The following is a 19,141-nucleotide window of genomic DNA, read 5'->3' as shown; positions in this document are numbered from 1 at the left end:
TGCAGTTTCCTTTCCCAGGGAGGCCCCCTCATGAGAAGGCAGACGCGGATACAGTGGATGGGAATGGTGTCCGGTGCGGGAATGCTGTTGCTGGCCTGCGGCCCCGAAGCGGCGCAGCCACCGCCGGCCGAAGCCGCGACTTCCGATCAGGAGGTTCGTGCCATGGCGCCGCCCACCAGCTGTGACCCGAGCGTCGATCTGGACTGGTGCCTCGTGCGCAGCAGCCGGGTCCAGTGCGCGGACGGATTCCAGATGTATGCCTACTCCACGCCAGATGGCTGGTGCATCGAGCGCGACATCTGCAAGAACCACCGGGGCCCCGTCATCTGCCCCAACTGGTAGCAGGCAGGGATGGCAGGACAATTCTTGAAATCAACGGAGGCAGACTCATGCGAAGGCAGACGCTGATGAAGTCCGTAGGCATGATGTTGGGCGCGGGGATGCTGTGTCTGGCATGCGGGCCCGGTGTACCGGAAACGCAGCCAGACGAAACACCGTCGACCGAAGCCTCAACGACAGACGGACGGGTCCATGCCATGGCCCCACCCGACAGCTGTGATGAGAACGTCGACATCGGATGGTGTCGCGTCTTCAGCGACAAGGTCCAGTGCAACAGCGGCATCCAGATGTTCGCCCACTCCACGCCGGATGGCTGGTGCATCCCGCGCGATGTCTGCAAGAACCACGGCGGCCCCCTCGTCTGTCCGTATTAGCCATTCACGCCTCCCTGCCCTCACACCGGGCAGGGAGGTCCACGGCGCGCGCTACTTCCCGGCGCGCTGCGCCGCTTCCAGCGTGTTCTTCATCAGCATGGCGATGGTCATCGGGCCCACGCCGCCCGGCACCGGCGTGATGAACGACGCGCGCTCGGCCGCCGCGGCGAACTCCACGTCACCCACCAGCTTGCCGTCCGCCTTGCGGTTCATCCCCACGTCGATGACGACCGCGCCGGGCTTGATCCACGCGCCCTTCACCAGCTCCGGCACGCCCACGGCCACCACCAGGATGTCCGCCTGGGCCACCTCCGCCGGCAGGTCGCTCTTGCGGTGACACACCGTCACCGTCGCGTCCTTCTGGAGCAGCATCAGCGCCTGGGGCTTGCCCACGATGTTGCTGCGGCCCACCACCACCGCCCGCTTGCCCGCCGGGTTGCACCCCACCTCTTCCAACAGCCGCATCACGCCCCAGGGCGTACACGCGCGCGTCGCCGGCCGGCCCAGGAGCAGGTTGCCCGCGTTCAGCGGGTGGAAGCCGTCCGCGTCCTTCTCCGGCTTCACCGCGGAGATGATGGCGTCCGCGTCCAGGTGCTTGGGCAGGGGCAACTGCACCAGGATGCCGTGCACCGCCGGGTCCTCGTTCAGCCGGTGCACCAGCGCCAGGAGCTCCTCCTGGGTGATGTTCTCATCCGGGTGGTGCTCCCAGGAGTTGAAGCCCACCTCCTCGGCGGCCTTCTTTTTCCCCGTCACGTAGACTTTCGAGGCGGGATCCTCACCTACACGCACCACCGCGAGCCCGGGGGTGATGCCGCGCTCCGCCTTCAGCCGCGTCACCTCCTCCTTGATTTCCGCCCGCACGCGCGCCGCCACTGCCTTGCCGTCGATCAACTGGGCCGTCATGCGGCTCACCTTATGCAAAACTGGGCGGACTCAAGGGAGCGAAGCGAAGCCATGGGCGCAGGAAAAGTTCTCGGGGCGATGGTTGGACTCGTGGTCGGCCTCCTCATAGGCGGGCCCCTGGCCATCGTGCTCGCCCTCATCGCGGGCATCGCCGTCGGCCACTACTTCGACGAACAGAACGCCCCTCCCCCCTCGAACCCGGAGCTGTTCTCCGACTTCTCCGACTTCCCAACCGCCTCCAAGCGCCCCGCCCCCCGGGGAGACGGCCCCATGCCCGGGGAACACCGCGCCGTGGAGACCCCGCCGGAGGACCCGCTCGACCGCGACATCGTCGCCCTCTTCATGGACGTGGCCCGCGCGGACGGAGAGCTGCGCCGCGAGGAGGTCCGGGAGATCCGCCGCTACTTCGAGGAGGTCCTCCACGCCGACCCACACACCGTCCAGGCGGTGGGCCGGTACCTGAAGGCGTTCATCGCCAAGCCCGCCTCGCTCAAAGCGCCCGCCTCGCTCAAGGCCTGCCAGGAAGCCCTCCCCGCGGACGAGCGGCTGCGCCTCCTGGACGCGCTCTACGAGATGGCCCTGGCGGACGGGCACATGCAGCGCTCGGAGACGGAGGTGCTGCGCCGCATCGCGGACGGGCTGGGCATCCCCGACGAGCAGATCCAGACCCTGGCCCGCAAGTACCTGGGCGACGCCACCCCCCACTTCGCCAGCCTGGGCCTCAAGCCGGACGCCACCAACGCGGAGGTGAAGGCCGCCTTCCGCAAGCTCGCCGCCGCCCACCACCCGGACAAGTTCACCCAGCTGGGCCCCAAGGCCGCCGAGAAGGCCGCCCGCCGGTTCCAGGAAGTCCGCGACGCCTACGAGACGATCCGGAAGCTGCGCGACCTGTAGCCGGGTTAGAAACCAGGGAATCCCATGAGCAAGCAGCCCCCGAAGAAGAAGGAAGCGGCCTTCCAGAACAACCCCTTCAAGTCCGCCATCAAGACGCTCCAGGACCAGGAGAAGCAGGAACAGCAGAAGGCCGCCGTGGAGGCCGCCGCGAAGAAGAAGGTCGTCGCGAAGCCCGTGAAGGCCGCCAAGGCCCGGCCGGAGGACGACGATGTCGGCCTCTTCTTCTCCGCCATGGACGGCGTGCACCAGATTACCCACCGGGGAGAAGCCCCCAAGACGAACCCGCGCCTGCCGGAGCTCATCGACGACAACGCGGAGGCCCTGGCCCAACTGTCGGAGCTCGTCGCCGGCGAGGGCGGCTTCGACGTCGCGGACTCGAACGAGTTCATCGAGGGCGCCGCGCCCGGCGTCGACCGCAACCTGCTGCGCTCGCTGCGCCGGGGCGACTTCTCCGTGCAGGACACGTTGGACCTGCACGGCAAGACGGCCGCCGAGGCCCGGAGCGCCGTGGAACGTTTCCTGTCCGACAGCCAGCGCTCCAAGAAGCGCTGCGTCCTCATCGTTCACGGGCGCGGTTTGAACTCCAAGGACCAGGTGCCCGTGTTGAAGGAGGGCATGAAGGTGTGGCTGTCGCAGAAGCGGATGGAGCGGCTGGTGCTGGCGTTCGCCAGCGCACGCCCGCAGGACGGTGGGACGGGCGCGGTGTACGTGCTGCTGCGCCGATAGCTTTACGCGTGGCCGTGGCTGTGCATACATGCCGCCATGGTTCGCGACCTCATCGACCTTCATATCCACGTGGGTGGCGCGGTAGCTCCGCACATCCTGTGGTCCATTGCCCACCAGCAGGGCTTCAAGCTCCCGGTCAAAAGCTACTTCGACTTCGTCGAGCTCATCACCTCCCGTCCGGGCAAGGTGGGCAGCCTCGACGACTACCTGAAGATCCTCCACACCTGGACGGAGAAGATCCAATCCTCTCCCAGCGCCATCGAGCGCTCCGTGTACGAGGTGATTGGCAAGGAGTACCGGGGCAGCCGCGTCACGCAGATTGAACTGCGCTTCAACCCGATGAAGCGCAACCTGTCCTCCGAACTGGACCTGGACCACATCATCCACGCGGCGCTGCGGGGCATGGACCGCGCGGTGCTGGAGTATGGCGTGAAGGTGGGCTTCATCTTCTGCCTGGCCCGCGAGTTCGACCACAAGCTCAACAGCATCATCGTGGAGAAGGCCATCAAGTACCGCTCGCGCGGCGTGTACGGCATCGACCTGGCCGGCACGGAGCGCGACGCCATGGAGCACAAGCCCGCGCTCGCGGAGTACGAGGACCTGTACGCCCGCGCGCGCAAGGGCGGCCTCAAGTGCACCGTGCACACCGGCGAGACGGCCGGCACGGGCTCCGAGGGCCTGATGGCGGCGGTGGAGAAGCTCAAGCCGCACCGCATCGGCCATGGCATCCGCGCCGCCTACGACGAGTCCGCGATGAAGGTGCTGCGTGAGAACAACATCACGCTGGAGCTGTGCCCCACGTCCAACATCCACACCAAGGCGGTGGCGGACCTGGCCGAGCTCAAGCACATCATGCAGACGTTCTGGGACCGTAAGGTGAAGTTCACCATCAACACGGACGGCCCCTACCTGCTGGAGACGGACATGCGGCGGGAGATTGAGATCGTCGAGTCCAACGGCCTGCTCACCACCGAGCAGGTGGACCAGTCACTCGCGTGGGCGCGCGAGGCGTCCTTCATCCCGGCCTGACGCGCATGTACGGCCTCACGCGCTCGCTGCTCTTCACGCTGCCCCCGGAGCCCGCCCACCGGCTGGGGATGTCCGGGCTGGCGGCCCTGGGGCGCATGCCGTCCCTCTGCCAGTCGATGCGCGAGCGCACCCTGCTCAAGGCGCCCATGGACCTGTCCGTGGAGCTGGCCGGGCTGCGCTTCGCCCACCCGGTGGCGCTCGCCGCCGGGCTGGACAAGGACGCGGAGGCCGTGGACGGGCTCTTCGCCTGCGGCTTCTCCGCCGTGGAGATTGGCACCGTCACGCCGAAGCCCCAGCCCGGCAACCCGAAGCCGCGCCTGTTCCGCCTGCCGGAGCACCGCGCGGTCATCAACCGCATGGGCTTCAACAACCACGGCGCGGCCACCGCCGCGTCGCACCTGACGGGCCGCGCGTGGAAGCCCGGGCCGCTGGGCGTGAACATCGGCAAGAACAAGGACACGCCGCTGGAGCGCGCGGTGGACGACTACGTGGCGTGCGTGGACGCGCTCGCGCCGCTGGGGGACTACGTCGTCGTCAACGCGTCCTCGCCCAACACGCCGGGCCTGCGCACGCTCCAGGAGCCGGAGCAGTTGTCCGCGCTCCTGCGCGCGGTGCAGGAGCGGATGGGCCAGGTCGCGCCGGGCACCCCGCTGTTCCTGAAGATCGCCCCGGACCTCACCCCGGAGGCCGTGGACGAGGTGGTGGACGTGGCGGTGGAGCGGGGGCTGTCGGGCCTCATCGCCACCAACACCACCATCACCCGCCCCTTCGAACACAAGCACTCGAGGGAGGCCGGAGGACTCTCCGGCGCCCCCGTGCGCGAGCTGTCCAACGCCGTCATCCGCCGTGCGTACCAGCGCAGCCGGGGCACCCTGCCCCTCATCGGCGTGGGCGGCGTTTTCACCGCCCAGGACGTCTACGAGAAGCTGCGCGCGGGTGCCACCGTGGTGCAGGTGTACACGGGTTTCATCTACGAAGGCCCGGGCATGGTGGGCCGCATCCTGGGTGACCTGGGTGCGCTGCTGGCCCGCGACGGCTTCGCCACCGTGCGCGACGTGATTGGCGTGGACGCCCATCCGGGCGCGCCTGTCGCGACGTCCCCGTAGCCGCACCGCTCCAGGCACGGCAGCGTCGGACATCCCGCGCCCACATGCCTTTCAGGGCGGGTGTCTCTTCACCCCGAGGCCCCCCAACGTCCGTCGGTTTCCTGGAAGCAAGGAGCGGACATGCGCGTGAAGGCCTGGTGGGCCCTGGTCAGTGTGGGGCTGGTGGGGTGCGGCGGAGTGGAACCGGAAACCGGGGTGGACGTCGCACCTGCGGAAGGAACGGTCCAGGCCCAGGCGTGTGCCCCGGGGGTCGCCGTGAAGGTGAAGGACGTCATCGCTCCGGGGACGCCGCCGCCGCCGCCCGGGCTCCAGAGTCCCTACGGTCTGTCGGAGCTGCAGGGCACGCTCTTCTTCGCGGTGGACGTCCTCGGCGGACAGTCGACGTTGTGGAAGAGCAATGGGACGACCGCCGGGACCGTCCCGGTGAAGGAGTTCCCCTCGCAGGGCACCAACGGCTACCGGCAGCTGGCCGACTTCACCGCCGTGAGTTCCCAGCTCTTCTTCACCATCGATGACGCGGTCATCGGGCGGGAGCTGTGGATCACCAACGGCACGACGGCGGGCACGCGGCTCGTCGTGGATCTGACCCCGGGGCCCGCGAGCACGCAGTTGTCGTTCCCCGCACAGGTGGGCGGCGCGCTGAGCTTCTTCCGCACGGTGTCGTTGACGCCCACCGGGAGCCGGCTGGAGCTGTGGAAGTCGGACGGCACCGCGGCCGGGACGGTCCGGACGGTGGACTTGGGGACGCAGTCGACTGTCGAGAGCAGCATCCTCCGGGCGGACGGCCAGCGGCTGTTCTTCCTCCAGGATGCGGTGAACGGCACGCGACTGTGGCGCTCGAATGGCACGGCCGGCGGCACGGTCCTCGTCAAGTCGTTGGACCGGGGCACGCCCCTGGTGGCCGACGTGCGCGCCGTGGGCGGCACCACCCTGTTCACACTGCGGGACACCGGGCCCAACACGGAGATTTGGAAGACGGATGGCACGCCAGCGGGCACGGTGCGCCTGGAGACCTTCGGGCACTCCGCGACGTTGCTCGGACTCATCGGCTCCCGGGTCTACGTGGCCTACGTCACGGCGGATGACCGGGTCAAACTGGCCAGCGTGCTGCTCACGGGCGGCGGCAAGACGACCGTGACGACGCTGCCCAATCCCTTCGAGGGACAGCCCGACCCGCAGCCCTTCCTCCAGGAAGTGCGGCAGGAGGGCAACAAGATCTACCTGTCCCTGGGCATCTTCTACAACGGCGGGCCCGCGATCCAGGCGTCGTACCTCTGGGTGACGGACGGCACGGCGGCGGGGACCCGGCAGCTCAGCGATCAACTCAGCCAATCAGAGGATGGCTTTTCTCCGCTCTTCGCCACCGGCAGCGGCACCCTCCTCTTCGGCAGCCAGGCCCCCGACGATGGCCTGGAACCCTGGGTGACGAACGGCACGGTCGCCGGCACGGGTCGCGTCGCCAACATCAACCCGGACGGAGGCTCCAATCCCCAGGGGTTCACGCGCATCGGCCACCGGATCTTCTTCGTCGCCAACGCCGGGCCCCCGGGCAACTCCCTGTGGTCCATGCCCGCCAACGTCACCTGCCTGCCCTGGCCCCCGAGGCCCGGTAGGCTCGAACGGATCCGCGCGCCTCCGGCCTGAGGGGAAACCCTGATCCGGATCCGCGCGTCTCCCTCCTCGGCAGGCAGTGACGCAGGCCGCCGTGGCAGGTAGGACGCGGAAGTTTGATTTCCTGGGAGACAGGGGAAACTCCGGACACTCCCCGAACGATGATGGGGGAGGGAAATCCGCCGTCCGAGGTGCTCCGTGAAGATCCTCCGCCCGCTGTCGAGTGCCGTGCCGTCCGTGCAGCCGCAGCCGGCGCCCCCGGCGGAGTCCAGGGCCCCCGAAGGCCCGCTCACGAAGCTGCCCGACCTCTTCGGCCGGGGGACGCCTCCGCCGAGCGACGCGGCGGAGAGGCCCCACTATGCCTCCGGCCAGAGCATCCTCGTCGGCGGCAGCGGGAACTCCCGCAGGACCCAGAGCGTATGGGATTCCGACAACGCCTTCGACCCCTCGAAGCTGGACACCTCCGCCGGAAAGCCGAAGGATGCCTTTGATGAAGGCGCGCAGTCCCGGAACGCCGGGTTGGATCCTCTGGCTTCGGGCTCCAGCGTGAGAGGAAGCGGCGGCGGACACTCCGGCGCGGTGTGCACCAGCTTCGTTCCACCCGATGGGAAGGCGGAGGAAGCAGCGCCGAAGCCGAACGGCACGGAGTGGGGTTCCAAGATCGCCCGGGCCGTGGCGGAGCTGATGAAGACAATGCAGGCCGATCCTCCGACGGAGGTGCCCGCCGAGGGCGCGCGCGGCGGTCGGATCTCCACGGGTGAGAGCAGCCGGAAGTCGGGCTCGACGCACTCGAAGGGCGCCCAGGCGCGCGAAGGCGCCGAGGAAGACGCGGCCCCGCCCCAGGACAGCTCCCGGGTGGCGTCGAACGGCTGACGCGAGGAACAGCTGTCTTCCCCCCAGCGGCCCTGGCGTCAGTGGCGGTAGGCTTGCCCCGGAATGAATGACGTCCAGCGACTGGGGCCGTACCGCATCCTGCGGGAGATTGGCGAAGGCGGCATGGGGCGCGTCTCGCTCGCGGAGCGCGAGGACTGGGACGCCCCGGTCGTCCTCAAACGCATCCACTCCGAGCACGCGGCCGACATCCGCTTCCGCCGCCGTCTGTTGCGGGAGGCGGAGGTGGCCGCGGGCCTGCATCACCTCAACGTGGTGCGGGTGTTGGAGACGGGCGTCATCGACGACCAGCTCTACCTGTCCATGGAGTACGTGGCGGGCTCCAGCCTGGCGCACATCCACGCGGCGAGTCGGCCGGAGCTGTTGCCCTTGGCGCCAGTGCTGGATGCCATCGCGCAGGCGTGTGATGGGCTTGCGTACGTGCACCGCTTCGTCAATCCGGAGTCGGGCAAGTGGATGGAGCTCATCCACCGCGACGTGTCGCCGGACAACCTGCTGTTGTCCTTCACGGGCACGGTGAAGATCGCGGACTTCGGCATCGTGAAGACGTCCGAAGGCACGCAGACGACATCGGGCGTGGTGATGGGGAAGCTGGCGTACATGTCCCCGGAGCAGATCCGCGACGAGCCGCTGGATGCGCGGGCGGACCTGTACTCGCTGGGTGTCTGTCTCTACGAATTGCTGGCGGGACGCAGGCCGTTCCCCATCCAGCGGGGCCGGGCGGTGATGGAGTCGGTGCTGTACGACGCGCCCCCGCCGCTCACACCGCTGCGTCCCGGGATTCCTGCGTCGCTGGTGTCGCTGGTGGAGACGCTGCTCGCGAAGGACCGCCGGGCGAGGCCCACGGAGGCGACCGAAGTGGCCAAGGCGCTGCGCGCGGAGCTGGCCACGTTGGGCGAGCCCCCGCTCTTCCCTTCCCGGCTGATGGAGCCGCCCGTCCCCATGCCGCCCAAACCACGGCAGGCCCCACCCGTGCCCGTGCCTCCACCTGCCACGGAGGTGATGCGCACGGAGGCCCTGCCCACGAGGCCCGTGGAGCGGGCGGCGCCTTCGCCCCGCTCGGAGTCACCAACCCAGTTCGTGGGCCCCCGGGTCTTCACGGCAAGGCCGCCGGAACAGCCGTCGCGCCGGTGGATGGCTCTTGGCGTGACAGGCGGACTGCTCGCGGCGGCGGTGGCGGCCTGGTGGCTGAGTTGATCCAGCAGGCGGCACGCCGCGAGGGTTTCATGCGCGTTGGCGGAGGTCATGTTTCTTTAAAAGGGAACAGCACATGAGCGGCGGCGGAAGGATTTTACCTGGCGAACCCTTCCATGCACCAGAGCTTCTCGCTCAGCGTCCAGAGGTCGGCCGCGAGCTTCGGGTCGAGAGCCTGCTTCCGCGGCTTCACCGGCCGTCGTTTTGAGACGTACTCGCCCATCAGAGAGGCCGCCTCCGGCGAAGTGGCGAGCCAGATGAGGGAGTCGGCGCCTTGCTCTGGCGTGCTTGAGAAGGGCTTCGCGAGCGCATGGACAATATTCAGCACAAACCCCTGGTCCAACGGATTGAGGGAGAGATGAATGCCTTTTTCCGCCGCGTCGCGCTTCAGGGAGAACTCCAGCGGGCACGAAGACATCGCTCGTAGACTCGGGCGAGCACGGCGATGAGCAGCGAAGCGATGAGCAAGCCGGCGAGAACGGGCCACGCACCGGGCTGCATCCTCCCCGACGCATCGAACATCTCCGCGCCGAGGTAACTTACGAGGAGGAGCGGCGGAATGTAGCCAAGGAGCGAACCCCAGAAGTGGGTCCAGAACCCTACCTTCGAGACACCGAAGAAATAGTGCAGCATCTGCGGCATCCAGAGGACAAGGCGCAGGAGGACGACAGTCTGGAATGCGTTCCTTTCGAGCGCGTCGTCGTACTTGCGCAGCCGCGCCGGGATGCGCGCCGAGACCCAGTCCTTTGCGACAAAGCGCGCGAACGAGAAGCCGACGATGCTGGCGGACATCGTCCCGATCATCGAGAGCACGAACGCCGTTTGCCACGGCCAGATCAGCGGCGCTGCGACGACGAAGACCGTTCCGGGCACGCCGAACGGCTGCAAGACGGTATAGGCGACGACGAACGCGAGATATCCCCACGGCCCCATCGCGACCAGCGTCTGGACGAGGAGCTTCGGGTCGGCGACCTGCGCGAAGACGCCGAAGTGGTAGGCGCTCGCGAGCGTGACGAGCACCAGGACGACCGCCACGAGCTTCGCGTGGCGCCTGGAGCGCGGCGTCACCAGGCTCATGCTCCGACCCGATTGATGTCCGCGGACTCGAGGATGAACCGATCGGCGCGTCCTTCGACGACGCGGAGCATCGCCTGGCCAAGTGTCTCGGAGGTGGTGAACAGAGCTGGGAAGACACGGACGAAGAACGGAAAGAGCGGCGTCAGCAGGACAGCTCCAACCCGATAGGCCCGCGTGCGGCTTCGAATGCCGGGGCCCGGCCGTATGAAGGTGGGCCTGACCGCCCCGGCATACCGGAAAGGCATTGACTGGAGCGCGCCCTCGACACGCTGCCGCACGCGTGCCCACATCGACCTCCCGCCAGCACCGCCAGCCGAGCAATAGCAGAAGGAGAACTCGGGATTGAGACGCAAGAGGGCACGGGCCCAGACGAGTGTCAGCTCTTCGGTCATCCTGGCGTAGGCCGCCTCATCAAGCCCGACCGAACTGATGCCCACGGCCCAGAGGCAAGCGTCGTAGCCATCGAGCTGGTTCTCCACGGCCGCGAAGTCGAACAAATCTGGCAAGAGGAGTTCACGCAGCTTGGGATGAGTGACGCCGCACGATTGGCGCCCGATGCTCAGCACGGACTCGACCTGGGGGGAATTGAGGGCTTCGCGCAGGGTCCCTGCACCGACCATGCCGGATGAGCCGAAGAGGATGATCTTCATGAGAACCTTTGTGGGGATGGCGCTGCGTGGCTTGAACGTCGTGGTGCGCCGACGAGACCGTCAGCGCGCGCCACCAACGCTATTGATCAGATTTCATTGGCCGAACGAACTGGCCCGCGAGAATTCGAAGCCGTCTTTCGAGCACTGCCATCGCGGGTTCATCCGCAAGGAGGCCCTCGAGAGAGAGAAGGAAGACTTCAGCTCTCTCTTCATCTCCCAGGATTGCCGCCAAGCACTGGAGTGCGACTTTGCGATGGTGCGCATCAATCCCCGGGTCGAGCCGCGCGCAGACGTCGAAAAACTCGGTCCCCATCGGGGCCGCGACCATGTCGGACCAGGGTTCAAGCACCATCACCCGACACACGTTCAGCAAGCGCTCGTACGGGCTGCCCGGACCGTTGGCGACCTGCTGCGCTTCCGGGTGCCGCGCCACCAGCCAGTACGCGAAGACGGCCGTGAAGATGTCTTCCTTGTCCTTGAAGATTCGGTAGAGCAGCGTTCGCGAGATACTCGCGCGCTTCGCGATGTCTTCGAATGACGTCTTCGAGAAGCCGAAGTTCAGGAAGCACCACCGTGCGGCATGCAGGACCTTCAAGCGGCGTTCGGCGGCCTCCTCATCTGTGATGGCGGCTGGCATGTGGAACATTGTAACAGCCAGCGCATAAAATGTCAATATGCGCGCACGGGCGAATCGGACCTCTCACTGCGTCGCAAGCGGGCGGAGTGAGCGGGGATGGGTGTCCGGAGTGGATGCGTCCCCTGCCGTGAACCTCACCAGGGTACCCGGTGCGGGAGGGCCTCTTCCCGGAAGATCAGCAGTCCATCCAGGACCGTTGCCCAGGAGGCCGTCATCCACGAGTAATCCAGGGGACGTGCCACCCTGGCCCCGAGGTCACGAAGCTGGCTTCCATCCAGATACCGGGTGTCCGAGGTGTGATTTGAAAACGCCCAGGCCTCCAGGGAGTCGGCCCGTGCGGGTGCGAGGGTATGCGTGCGATCCGAGGGGCCGAGGGCATAGCGCCCGGAGAGCGCGGAAAAACCAAGCGCGAATGATTGCGAGCCGAATTTTTCCTGAACATGGGCTCCGAACTGCACCCTGTTTCGATGGTTCGTCCCCAGGCCCTTGAGGTCCTTGGCGGCATGAAGGGTGGCAAGCCAGACAATGGCTTTTCTAGGCTTGGGGGACTGGGCCAGAAGCCACTCCAGATTCATGAACATGGAATGGTCACGCGTGTTGAAATCCTTCAAGTCCCAACCCCCTTTGTTCTGCTCCGGAGTCAGGGACATCCGGTAGACCTGCCGGATGAAGTTCCGCTCCAGGTTGCGGACCATCTGCAGTTGGCGCCCGGCCCGCGCTGTCGCGGCCGCTCCGGGCCTGGAGAGCACCGACTCCACCTCCTTCCAACAGCCCAGGATGAACTTCAGGCTCTCCACCGTGAGCAGGGAGGCGTCGTCGTATTTCCATGACACGTGCCGCTCGGTCTTCTCCGTGCACTCGGCCTGCCTCGGGCCCTCCAGGAAGGACATGAGATCGCGCGTCATCTGGCGGGATGCGTAGGTGCCCCGGTTGAGCTGGTCATCGATCCCACCGGCGACGAGGGTGCCCGCATTGATCCGCTCGGACAGGAACGAAATCAGGGGCGCCGTCTCCTCGTTGGCCCAGAAGCCGCCAATCGCGGCCGCAAGGACGCCGTTGGTGACGGGTTGGCCCTCCTCCACCCCCGATTGGATGTGGAGGAAGTCATAGGTGCCTGACTCGATGAAGAAGGCATCGTATTGGCATTCCTCCACGAGCCTGCGGGTCAATTCCGCCTTGAAGGCGTGGGTACTGCCACTTCCGTGGTGGCTGTCCTCGCCAAGCAGCGCGATCCGCTTGTCGCAGAGGCCGCGGACGAGCCGGTCGGTATCGGAGACCGCCACGGTCTCCGGCGCGGTGGCGCCCCTGGAGGGCGACAACGTATCGGGCCCCTTTTTCTCCTCACCTGGGGTGGGGCGCACGTGACTTCTCCACGGACCCGGGCCGATATCTGGAGGCAGGACAAGACGGAGTGACAGTCAGGCTATCATGATGCGCTCCTCCGTCCGGGCAGGGCATGGCGACCCAATCCATTCCGTGGCAACGCTTCTGGATCCCTCGTGGCGAAGCGCTGGCCCTCTCCGATGAGGGGTATCTGCTGGACAGGCAGGACGCGGCCTCGAAGCTCGTCTCCTTGCAGGCGCTGCTCTCCACGCATTGCGTGGCACTGCTCGGCGAGCCGGGCATGGGCAAGACCACCACCCTGCGACAGGAGCGCCAGTCCATCCAGGGTCACTGCGACCGCCTGGGCGCGCACCTCCTGTGGCATGACCTGGCGGCCTTTGGAGATGAGGGGCGGCTCGCGCGGGTGCTCTTCGACGGGGACGTCATCGCGAAGTGGAAGAAGGGGGACGCTCCGCTCTACCTCGTCCTGGACAGCTTCGATGAGTGCCACCTGCGCATCGAGACACTGAGCAAGGTGCTCCTGCACGAGCTTCGCGAACTCCCCCGCGAGCGGTTGTTTCTCTTCATCGCCTGCCGTCCCGCCCACTGGCCGCGCAGCCTCGAAAAGCAGTTGCGTGAGCTGTGGACGGACGAAGCGTTCGCGGCGGTCGAACTCGCGCCGTTGCGCAGACGGGATGTCGAGCAACTGGCCCAGGCCCGACATGTGGATGCAGCGAAGTTCCTCCAGGAAGTGGCTCAGCGGAATGCCACCGCGCTCGCCCTCCGGCCGGTGACCCTCGGCTTCCTGCTGGGAGCGTTCAAACAGGGACGGCTCCCCGCGGACCGGTGGACCCTCTACATGGAGGGCTGCGGTCTCCTGGCGCAGGAGAACGATGAATCCCGTGTGGAGTCAGGGCAGCAAGGCCGCCTCGGAACCGACGCCCGGCTGGCCGTTGCCTCGCGTCTCGCGGCGCTGACGCTGCTGTCCAACCGGGACGCGATCCAGCTCGGTCCGCCCGACCTCGATGCCGAGGCGTCCCACGGAGTCCGGCTGGGAGATGCGACCGGTGGAGAGGAGGAAGAAGCAGACGGGCGGCGCGTGCCCATCACGGAAGAAAACCTCCGGGAGGCACTCAGCACGGGGCTGTTTGGCACCGGCGGGCCACGGCTCGCGGTCTGGGCCCATCGCACCTATGCGGAGTTCCTGACAGCCCTCTTCCTGATGCGGCGGAAGCTCCCGCGTGAACAGCTCGCAAGCCTCTTCCGGCATCCTGAGGATGCGGGCCAGCTCATCGTGCCCCAGCTCCAGGAAGTGGCCGCGTGGCTGGCATCCCAGGACGACGACTTCCGCGAGTTCCTCCTGGAGACGGATCCCTGGGTCCTGCTGCGGAGCGACGCCCTCACGGCCAGCCCCCTGCTCCGGGAGAGGCTCGTGGATGCCCTTCTGGGCACGCTCACGACGGGCACGTCTCTGGGACGGGAGATGGACGCCCGGCTGGATGTCCACAGGCTCGCGCATCCGGGTCTCGGGGAACAACTCCGCCGCCATCTGCGCTCCCCCTCTGACGAGGCTCGCGTCCTCACCTTCGCGTTGGACATCGTCGGAGCCTGCGCGGAGCACTCCCTGGCTCCCGTCTGCGCGGACATCGCGTTGGATGCCAGGTTCGGTGCGAGTGAACGTCTCCGTGCCATCCAGGTCCTGGGCGAACTCGCGGATGAAGAGGCCCAGGCCCGGCTCCTGCCGCTGTCGTCGTCAGAAGCGGATGGGGAAGAGAGAGGGCGGTTGCGAGAGGAGGCGCTCACCCTGCTCTGGCCCCGGCATGTCTCCACGGAGCAGATCATCGACATGGCGCGGGCTCATCCCTGGAATGACTATCTGGGAATGAGGTTCCAGGCTGCCTGGGAAAAGCACCTTCCGATTCCGGACCTGCCGAAAGCCCTGCGGAAGATCGCGGCTCCTGCCAGGGAGGGCGAGTCAGGACGTCACAGCCTAGCCTACAGGGAACTCTGCACGACGTTGTTCCAGAAGGCATGGCAGCACCTGGAGGTGGCGGAGGTCTTCGAGGCTTTCTGCTCCGCCGTATGGGTCCAGGTGACAAGAAGGGAGGATGTTCTTCCGGGTGCCAGGGCGGAGATGGGCCCCCTTGAAGGATGGAACCTTCGCGGAGAACAGGAGCGTTGGCTGCTCATTGATGGCCTTGCCACGACGCGAGCCGCTCCGGGGGACTTGCGACGGCTGAAGGAGGTGCGCCCTCCCCTCTTCTTCCCGCGAGACCTTCATCCGCTGTTGCAGCGCGCCCTGGGGGCTTCGTCGCCGGAGGAGCAATCCGCCTGGGCGGAGCTGGCGGCTGGATTCATTTCGGGGCAGGACGCCACCCTCGAAGCAGCAATCAACGAGGCCACGAAGCAGCACCCGTTGATCGCGCACGCCTTCGCGGAGGTCCTGGGCCGGAAAGCAGAGAACCCTCCCAAGGAGGATCCGCGCCTCCAGCGCTGCGAACAACTGCTGCTGAGAATAGAGGGCGGCGAACCAGGATGTTGGCCCAAGCTCGTCCAGCTCCTGTCCGAGCCCAAGGCGAGGTTCGATCTCTTCGCTTCAGATCAATATTGGAACGCAGTCCCTGGGGCGCTCCAGTCGCGGATCGCGATGGCTGGCGCGACCTACATCAAACTCATCAAGCCACCGCAGGAACCCTGGCTGCGAAAAGGAGGACCGGTTCCATGGGAGGCCTGGACCGGGTACGCCGCCCTGATGCTGCTGGCCCGGGTCGCACCTGTCCAACTGGATGACCTGCCCACGTCTGTCTGGGGGAACTGGGCCTCCTTGATCCTGACCGCACGCCACTGGGAATCGGACACGAATCACGAGCTTCGCAAGCACGTGGTGAGTCTCGCCACGCGGCACGCCCCCGACACCGTGAAGAACAGCTTCCGGCGCAAGCTGGCGGCCGAGGAGTTCGGTCCGGGAGCGGAGCCCTATCTCGAATGTCTGAGACTGTGTTGGAATGACGTGCTGGTTTCCGTGGCCCTGGAAGCCTTCAACCGTCCGGCCCTCACGGAGACACTTTGGCTGCACCTGCTCTGGATCCTGATAGAGCATGTTCCTTCGGAGGTCCAACCCCAGGCGGAGCAACGCCTCAACGCGAAACAGGGGACGCCCCAGGACCTCAGGATCCAGATCGCCCAGACCCTTCTCTGGCGGGCTCCAAGAAATACGTGGGAGCGCGTCTGGCCGCTCCTTCATCAGGATGTGGTTTTCGGTCGGGCAGTGATGGACGCACTGGAGCAGGGATTGCCGATCGCCATCCACCTCAACACCTATTCTCCGGCACAGCTCGCGGACATCTATCTCTGGATCGAACGGCACGCAGGGGCACGCGCCCCTCGGAGCGGGAGCCGGTTTCTGTCCGTGATGAACTCCGGCGGAGACCTGCATTCCATCCAAGGCAACATTGAGGGTTTTTTGCTCAGGCAATCCTCCCGGGACGCATGTCGGGCCCTTGAGCGACTGAACCATGAAGTCCCGGGCCGGAAAGGACTGCGCATCGCGCTCATCCAGGCGCAGGAGAGCTTCCGCACGGAGCACTGGCGGCCTCCTGGCCCTCGCGACCTGCTGGCGCTGCTGGGCTCGCCCCAGGCGCGCATCGTCCAGAGCGCGGCCCAACTCATCGATGTCGTCATGGAGTCACTTGGCCGCCTTCAGGTGGACCTCCATGGAGAGACACCCGCGCTCGAGTTCCTCTGGAACGAATGGAAGGAAAAGAATGAGCCGGTCCGGTTCAGACCAAAGAAGGAGAACCACCTTTCGGACTGGATCAAACGCCACCTCGCACAAGAGCTCTCGGGCCGGCGCATCGTCGTGAACCGCGAGGTGGAGATCCGTCCCACGGAGCCCTTGCGCCCCGGGCAGCGCACGGACCTGCTCGTCCAGGCGATGGCGGCAGGTCCGGATGGGCGGGAAGCCCCCATCAGCGTCATCATCGAGGTCAAAGGCTGCTGGAATCCAGACTTGTGGACAGCCATGCGGGAGCAACTCGTGGAGCGCTACCTCGCGGAGAACGCCTGTCAGCATGGCATCTACCTCGTCGGTTGGTATGCCTGCGCTCACTGGGACGAGACGCAGGCCCATCCCACCGAGGGAGGTGTCATCACCCAGGACCGCGCACGGCAGTGCCTTGAGGAACAAGCGACGGAACTCTCCCGGATAAAGGCCCAGGTACGCGCCTTCGTCCTGGACGCGGCATTCCGGGTCGAAAGGGAAGCGCCGCCCCCTGCGCGCAAGCGCCGGTGAACCGTGCACGGTCGCCCTGCTGTTCTGCTCCGGCGACTTCAGCGACGCGGTGGCACCTGCGGGCCTGCGCGATGCTTGCGGCACACCCACCCGCCCCCCAAGGGACGCCGATTTTTTCCCATGCGCCGCCATGGGGATGCTGTCGGCCCGTCTTTAGCGTTCCGGCATGGAACAGCGAGAGATGGATACGGTGGACGTGGTGGTGGTGGGCGGCGGGCCCGCGGGCTTGAGCGCGGCGCTCGTGCTGGGGCGGGCGTGCAAGCGGGTGTGGCTGTGCGACGCGGGGGCCCGGCGGAACGCGGCGGCCACGCACATCCATGGCTTCGTCACCCGCGACGGCACACCGCCCGAGGAGTTCCGGCGCATCGGCCGTGAGCAGCTCGCTCCCTACGACGTCACCTTCCGCGAGGAGCAGGTGGTGGCCGTGACGCCCCTGAGCCCGAAGGACGGCTTCCACGTGATGCTCGAAGGTGGCGCGCAGGTGCGTGCACGGCGCGTCCTGCTCGCCCTGGGCGCCGTGGATGAGCCCCCCGCGCTGCCCGGCATGGGCGAAGCCTGGGGCCGCAGCGCCTTCCAGTGCCCCCACTGCCACGGCTGGGAGATCCGTGGAAAGGCCTGGGGCGTGCTGCTCGACTCCGTCCCCCTCGTCGATTTCGCCATCATGCTCACCGGCTGGACCCGGAACGTCACCGCCTTGACTCGCGGCGCATGGGCCCTCCCTCCCGAAGCGAGGGAGCGACTGGCCGCCGCGGGCGTGCGGCTGGAGACGGGGCCGCTGGAGCGCCTCGTCGTGGAGACGGATGGCGTCCTGCGCGGAGCCCAGCGCATGGACGGGACGGCGGTGCCGCTCGACGCGCTCTTCCTCAAGCCGAAGCAGCACCTGCCGGCGCTCGTGCGCACGCTCGGCCTCGCGCTCGATGACGCGGGTTATGTTCGCGTCAGTCCCCAATGCGAGACGTCCATTCCGGGCCTCTTCGCGGCGGGGGACGTGACGACGCCCGTGCAGACCGCCATCGGGGCGGCGTATCAGGGCGCGCTGACGGGGTGGACGATGGTGCACGACCTCAACATCCACGCGGAGCCTCCCCACCCGTGACGAGCCATGCGCCCAGCCCTCCAGGCCTCGTGGCCTTCCAGCAGGGTCGCGCTCCCCTCTTCATCTCCCGCCTCGAGCGTCACATGCATCAGGGGCTCCACGGCAGGGCGCGTCCGGGCGGCAAGCGGGCGCACCCCTACGCAGTGATCGTCCTGCTCACCGGGGGCCGCTCGCGGGTGCGGCATGCGGGCGCGCTGGAGCTACGGCCAGGGGACGTGCACCTCATTCCGCCAGGAGATTCACACGCGGAGGCGCACTTCGAGCAGGCCACGGGCTGGGCCCTGACCTTCTGGCCCGAGCAGGCGGAATCCTCCACGCGCCTCTTCTCGCAGGTGCGCGGCGGGTGCCACCCCGTGCTGCGGCCCACGTCAGCGCAGCACCGCCGCCTCGAACAGTGGATGCAGGCGCTCGAAGAGGAATGCGAGGGGAGCGAGGAGGGACGGGAGGAGGCGTTCGCCTCGCTCCTGCGACTGGTGCTCGTGGAGCTCGTGCGTGCCAGCGCCTCCACCCTGCGCTCGGGCACCGAAGCCTCGAGCCTCTCGCGCCAGGCACTCGCCTTCGTGGAGAAGAGCGCGCTCCAGCCCCTGTCGTTGTCCGACGTCGCTCGGGCCGTGGCACGCACGCCAGCGCACGTGGCCACCATGGTGCGCAGTGAGACGGGGCGCACCGTGGGCGAGTGGATCCTCGCGCAGCGGATGGCCGAGGCCCGCCGCCGCCTTCGCGGCACCGACGCCCCCATGGACACCATCGCGCGGCAGGTGGGCTACGCGGACGTCACGCATTTCATCCGCCAGTTCCGCCGCGTGCATGGACAGACACCCGCGCGGTGGCGGCGCGCGGGCGAAGCAGCCTGAAAAGCCATGTCGCGGCGGGCGTCACCTGCCCCCCGCCACGACACCGGAAGCGCCGCCGATTCGACGTGAAGGGCCGCTCTGGCGGCGAAGAATCCGAAGCGTATCTTTCACATCAACGCGCCGGTTCTCCTCCCCCGGCCCGACGG

At 67.4% G+C, this 19,141-nt stretch carries 18 protein-coding genes; 12 read left to right on the top strand and 6 right to left on the bottom strand.

The features are described 5' to 3' along the window. The first annotated feature begins 162 nt into the window (after window positions 1–162). Entirely contained in the window at window positions 163–342 is a 180-nt protein-coding gene (locus tag OV208_RS15770) for a hypothetical protein (RefSeq protein ID WP_267574664.1), read from the top strand. A 194-nt stretch (window positions 343–536) separates the two neighbouring features. Continuing rightward, the gene (locus OV208_RS15765; RefSeq protein ID WP_267574663.1) at window positions 537–713 is read left to right on the top strand and encodes a hypothetical protein; all 177 of its coding nucleotides are present in this window, start codon (window positions 537–539) and stop codon (window positions 711–713) included. A gap of 51 nt (window positions 714–764) precedes the next feature. On the opposite strand, the gene folD is transcribed toward OV208_RS15765, so the two are convergent. Beyond that, window positions 765–1,616: a bifunctional methylenetetrahydrofolate dehydrogenase/methenyltetrahydrofolate cyclohydrolase FolD gene (gene folD / locus OV208_RS15760; protein WP_267574662.1), complete on the bottom strand. Its 852-nt coding sequence runs from the start codon at window positions 1,614–1,616 to the stop codon at window positions 765–767. A 78-nt stretch (window positions 1,617–1,694) separates the two neighbouring features. Between folD and OV208_RS15755 the strand changes: the two genes are divergently transcribed. From OV208_RS15755 to OV208_RS15725, 7 genes are all read left to right on the top strand, one after another. Next, window positions 1,695–2,510, top strand: coding sequence for a TerB family tellurite resistance protein (locus OV208_RS15755; RefSeq protein ID WP_267574661.1), 816 nt, complete (start codon window positions 1,695–1,697; stop codon window positions 2,508–2,510). A gap of 24 nt (window positions 2,511–2,534) precedes the next feature. Further along, window positions 2,535–3,236 carry a Smr/MutS family protein gene (locus OV208_RS15750; protein WP_267574660.1) on the top strand — a complete coding sequence of 234 codons (702 nt, stop codon included), beginning with the start codon at window positions 2,535–2,537 and terminating at the stop codon, window positions 3,234–3,236. Window positions 3,237–3,272: 36 nt separating this feature from the next. Beyond that, a complete protein-coding gene (gene add / locus OV208_RS15745; protein WP_267574659.1) occupies window positions 3,273–4,265 on the top strand; it encodes an adenosine deaminase in 993 nt (330 codons plus the stop codon). Between the two features lie 5 nt (window positions 4,266–4,270). Beyond that, on the top strand, window positions 4,271–5,371 hold the full coding sequence (locus tag OV208_RS15740; RefSeq protein WP_267574848.1) for a quinone-dependent dihydroorotate dehydrogenase: 1,101 nt from the start codon (window positions 4,271–4,273) through the stop codon (window positions 5,369–5,371). Window positions 5,372–5,491: 120 nt separating this feature from the next. Then, complete coding sequence (locus OV208_RS15735) at window positions 5,492–7,015, top strand: hypothetical protein (RefSeq protein ID WP_267574658.1); 1,524 nt, start codon at window positions 5,492–5,494, stop codon at window positions 7,013–7,015. A 165-nt stretch (window positions 7,016–7,180) separates the two neighbouring features. Further along, on the top strand, window positions 7,181–7,855 hold the full coding sequence (locus OV208_RS15730; protein ID WP_267574657.1) for a hypothetical protein: 675 nt from the start codon (window positions 7,181–7,183) through the stop codon (window positions 7,853–7,855). Window positions 7,856–7,918: 63 nt separating this feature from the next. After that, complete coding sequence (locus OV208_RS15725) at window positions 7,919–9,070, top strand: serine/threonine-protein kinase (RefSeq protein WP_267574656.1); 1,152 nt, start codon at window positions 7,919–7,921, stop codon at window positions 9,068–9,070. Between the two features lie 94 nt (window positions 9,071–9,164). On the opposite strand, the gene OV208_RS15720 is transcribed toward OV208_RS15725, so the two are convergent. From OV208_RS15720 to OV208_RS15700, 5 genes are all read right to left on the bottom strand, one after another. Continuing rightward, window positions 9,165–9,485, bottom strand: coding sequence for a hypothetical protein (locus OV208_RS15720; RefSeq protein ID WP_267574655.1), 321 nt, complete (start codon window positions 9,483–9,485; stop codon window positions 9,165–9,167). Further along, window positions 9,455–10,144, bottom strand: a complete 690-nt coding sequence (locus OV208_RS15715; protein WP_267574654.1) for a TVP38/TMEM64 family protein — start codon at window positions 10,142–10,144, stop codon at window positions 9,455–9,457. Before OV208_RS15715 ends, OV208_RS15720 begins: the two co-directional genes overlap by 31 nt. After that, window positions 10,141–10,794, bottom strand: coding sequence for a hypothetical protein (locus tag OV208_RS15710; RefSeq protein WP_267574653.1), 654 nt, complete (start codon window positions 10,792–10,794; stop codon window positions 10,141–10,143). Before OV208_RS15710 ends, OV208_RS15715 begins: the two co-directional genes overlap by 4 nt. Before the next feature lie 79 nt (window positions 10,795–10,873). Then, window positions 10,874–11,431, bottom strand: a complete 558-nt coding sequence (locus OV208_RS15705; protein WP_267574652.1) for a TetR/AcrR family transcriptional regulator — start codon at window positions 11,429–11,431, stop codon at window positions 10,874–10,876. A 134-nt stretch (window positions 11,432–11,565) separates the two neighbouring features. Further along, on the bottom strand, window positions 11,566–12,792 hold the full coding sequence (locus tag OV208_RS15700) for an erythromycin esterase family protein (protein ID WP_267574651.1): 1,227 nt from the start codon (window positions 12,790–12,792) through the stop codon (window positions 11,566–11,568). Window positions 12,793–12,887: 95 nt separating this feature from the next. Between OV208_RS15700 and OV208_RS15695 the strand changes: the two genes are divergently transcribed. The 3 genes from OV208_RS15695 to OV208_RS15685 all read left to right on the top strand — a co-directional run bounded on the left by OV208_RS15695 (window position 12,888) and on the right by OV208_RS15685 (window position 18,995). Further along, window positions 12,888–17,045 (top strand): NACHT domain-containing protein, encoded by a 4,158-nt coding sequence (locus tag OV208_RS15695; RefSeq protein WP_267574650.1) that lies wholly within the window; start codon window positions 12,888–12,890, stop codon window positions 17,043–17,045. Between the two features lie 166 nt (window positions 17,046–17,211). Next, window positions 17,212–18,141, top strand: a complete 930-nt coding sequence (locus tag OV208_RS15690; protein ID WP_267574649.1) for an NAD(P)/FAD-dependent oxidoreductase — start codon at window positions 17,212–17,214, stop codon at window positions 18,139–18,141. 83 nt (window positions 18,142–18,224) lie between these two features. After that, window positions 18,225–18,995: an AraC family transcriptional regulator gene (locus OV208_RS15685; protein WP_267574648.1), complete on the top strand. Its 771-nt coding sequence runs from the start codon at window positions 18,225–18,227 to the stop codon at window positions 18,993–18,995. The last annotated feature ends 146 nt before the right edge of the window (window positions 18,996–19,141 follow it).

This window comes from Corallococcus sp. bb12-1, from assembly GCF_026626765.1.
Classification (GTDB): domain Bacteria; phylum Myxococcota; class Myxococcia; order Myxococcales; family Myxococcaceae; genus Corallococcus; species Corallococcus terminator.
This window is presented reverse-complemented; position numbering and strand designations above follow the sequence as displayed.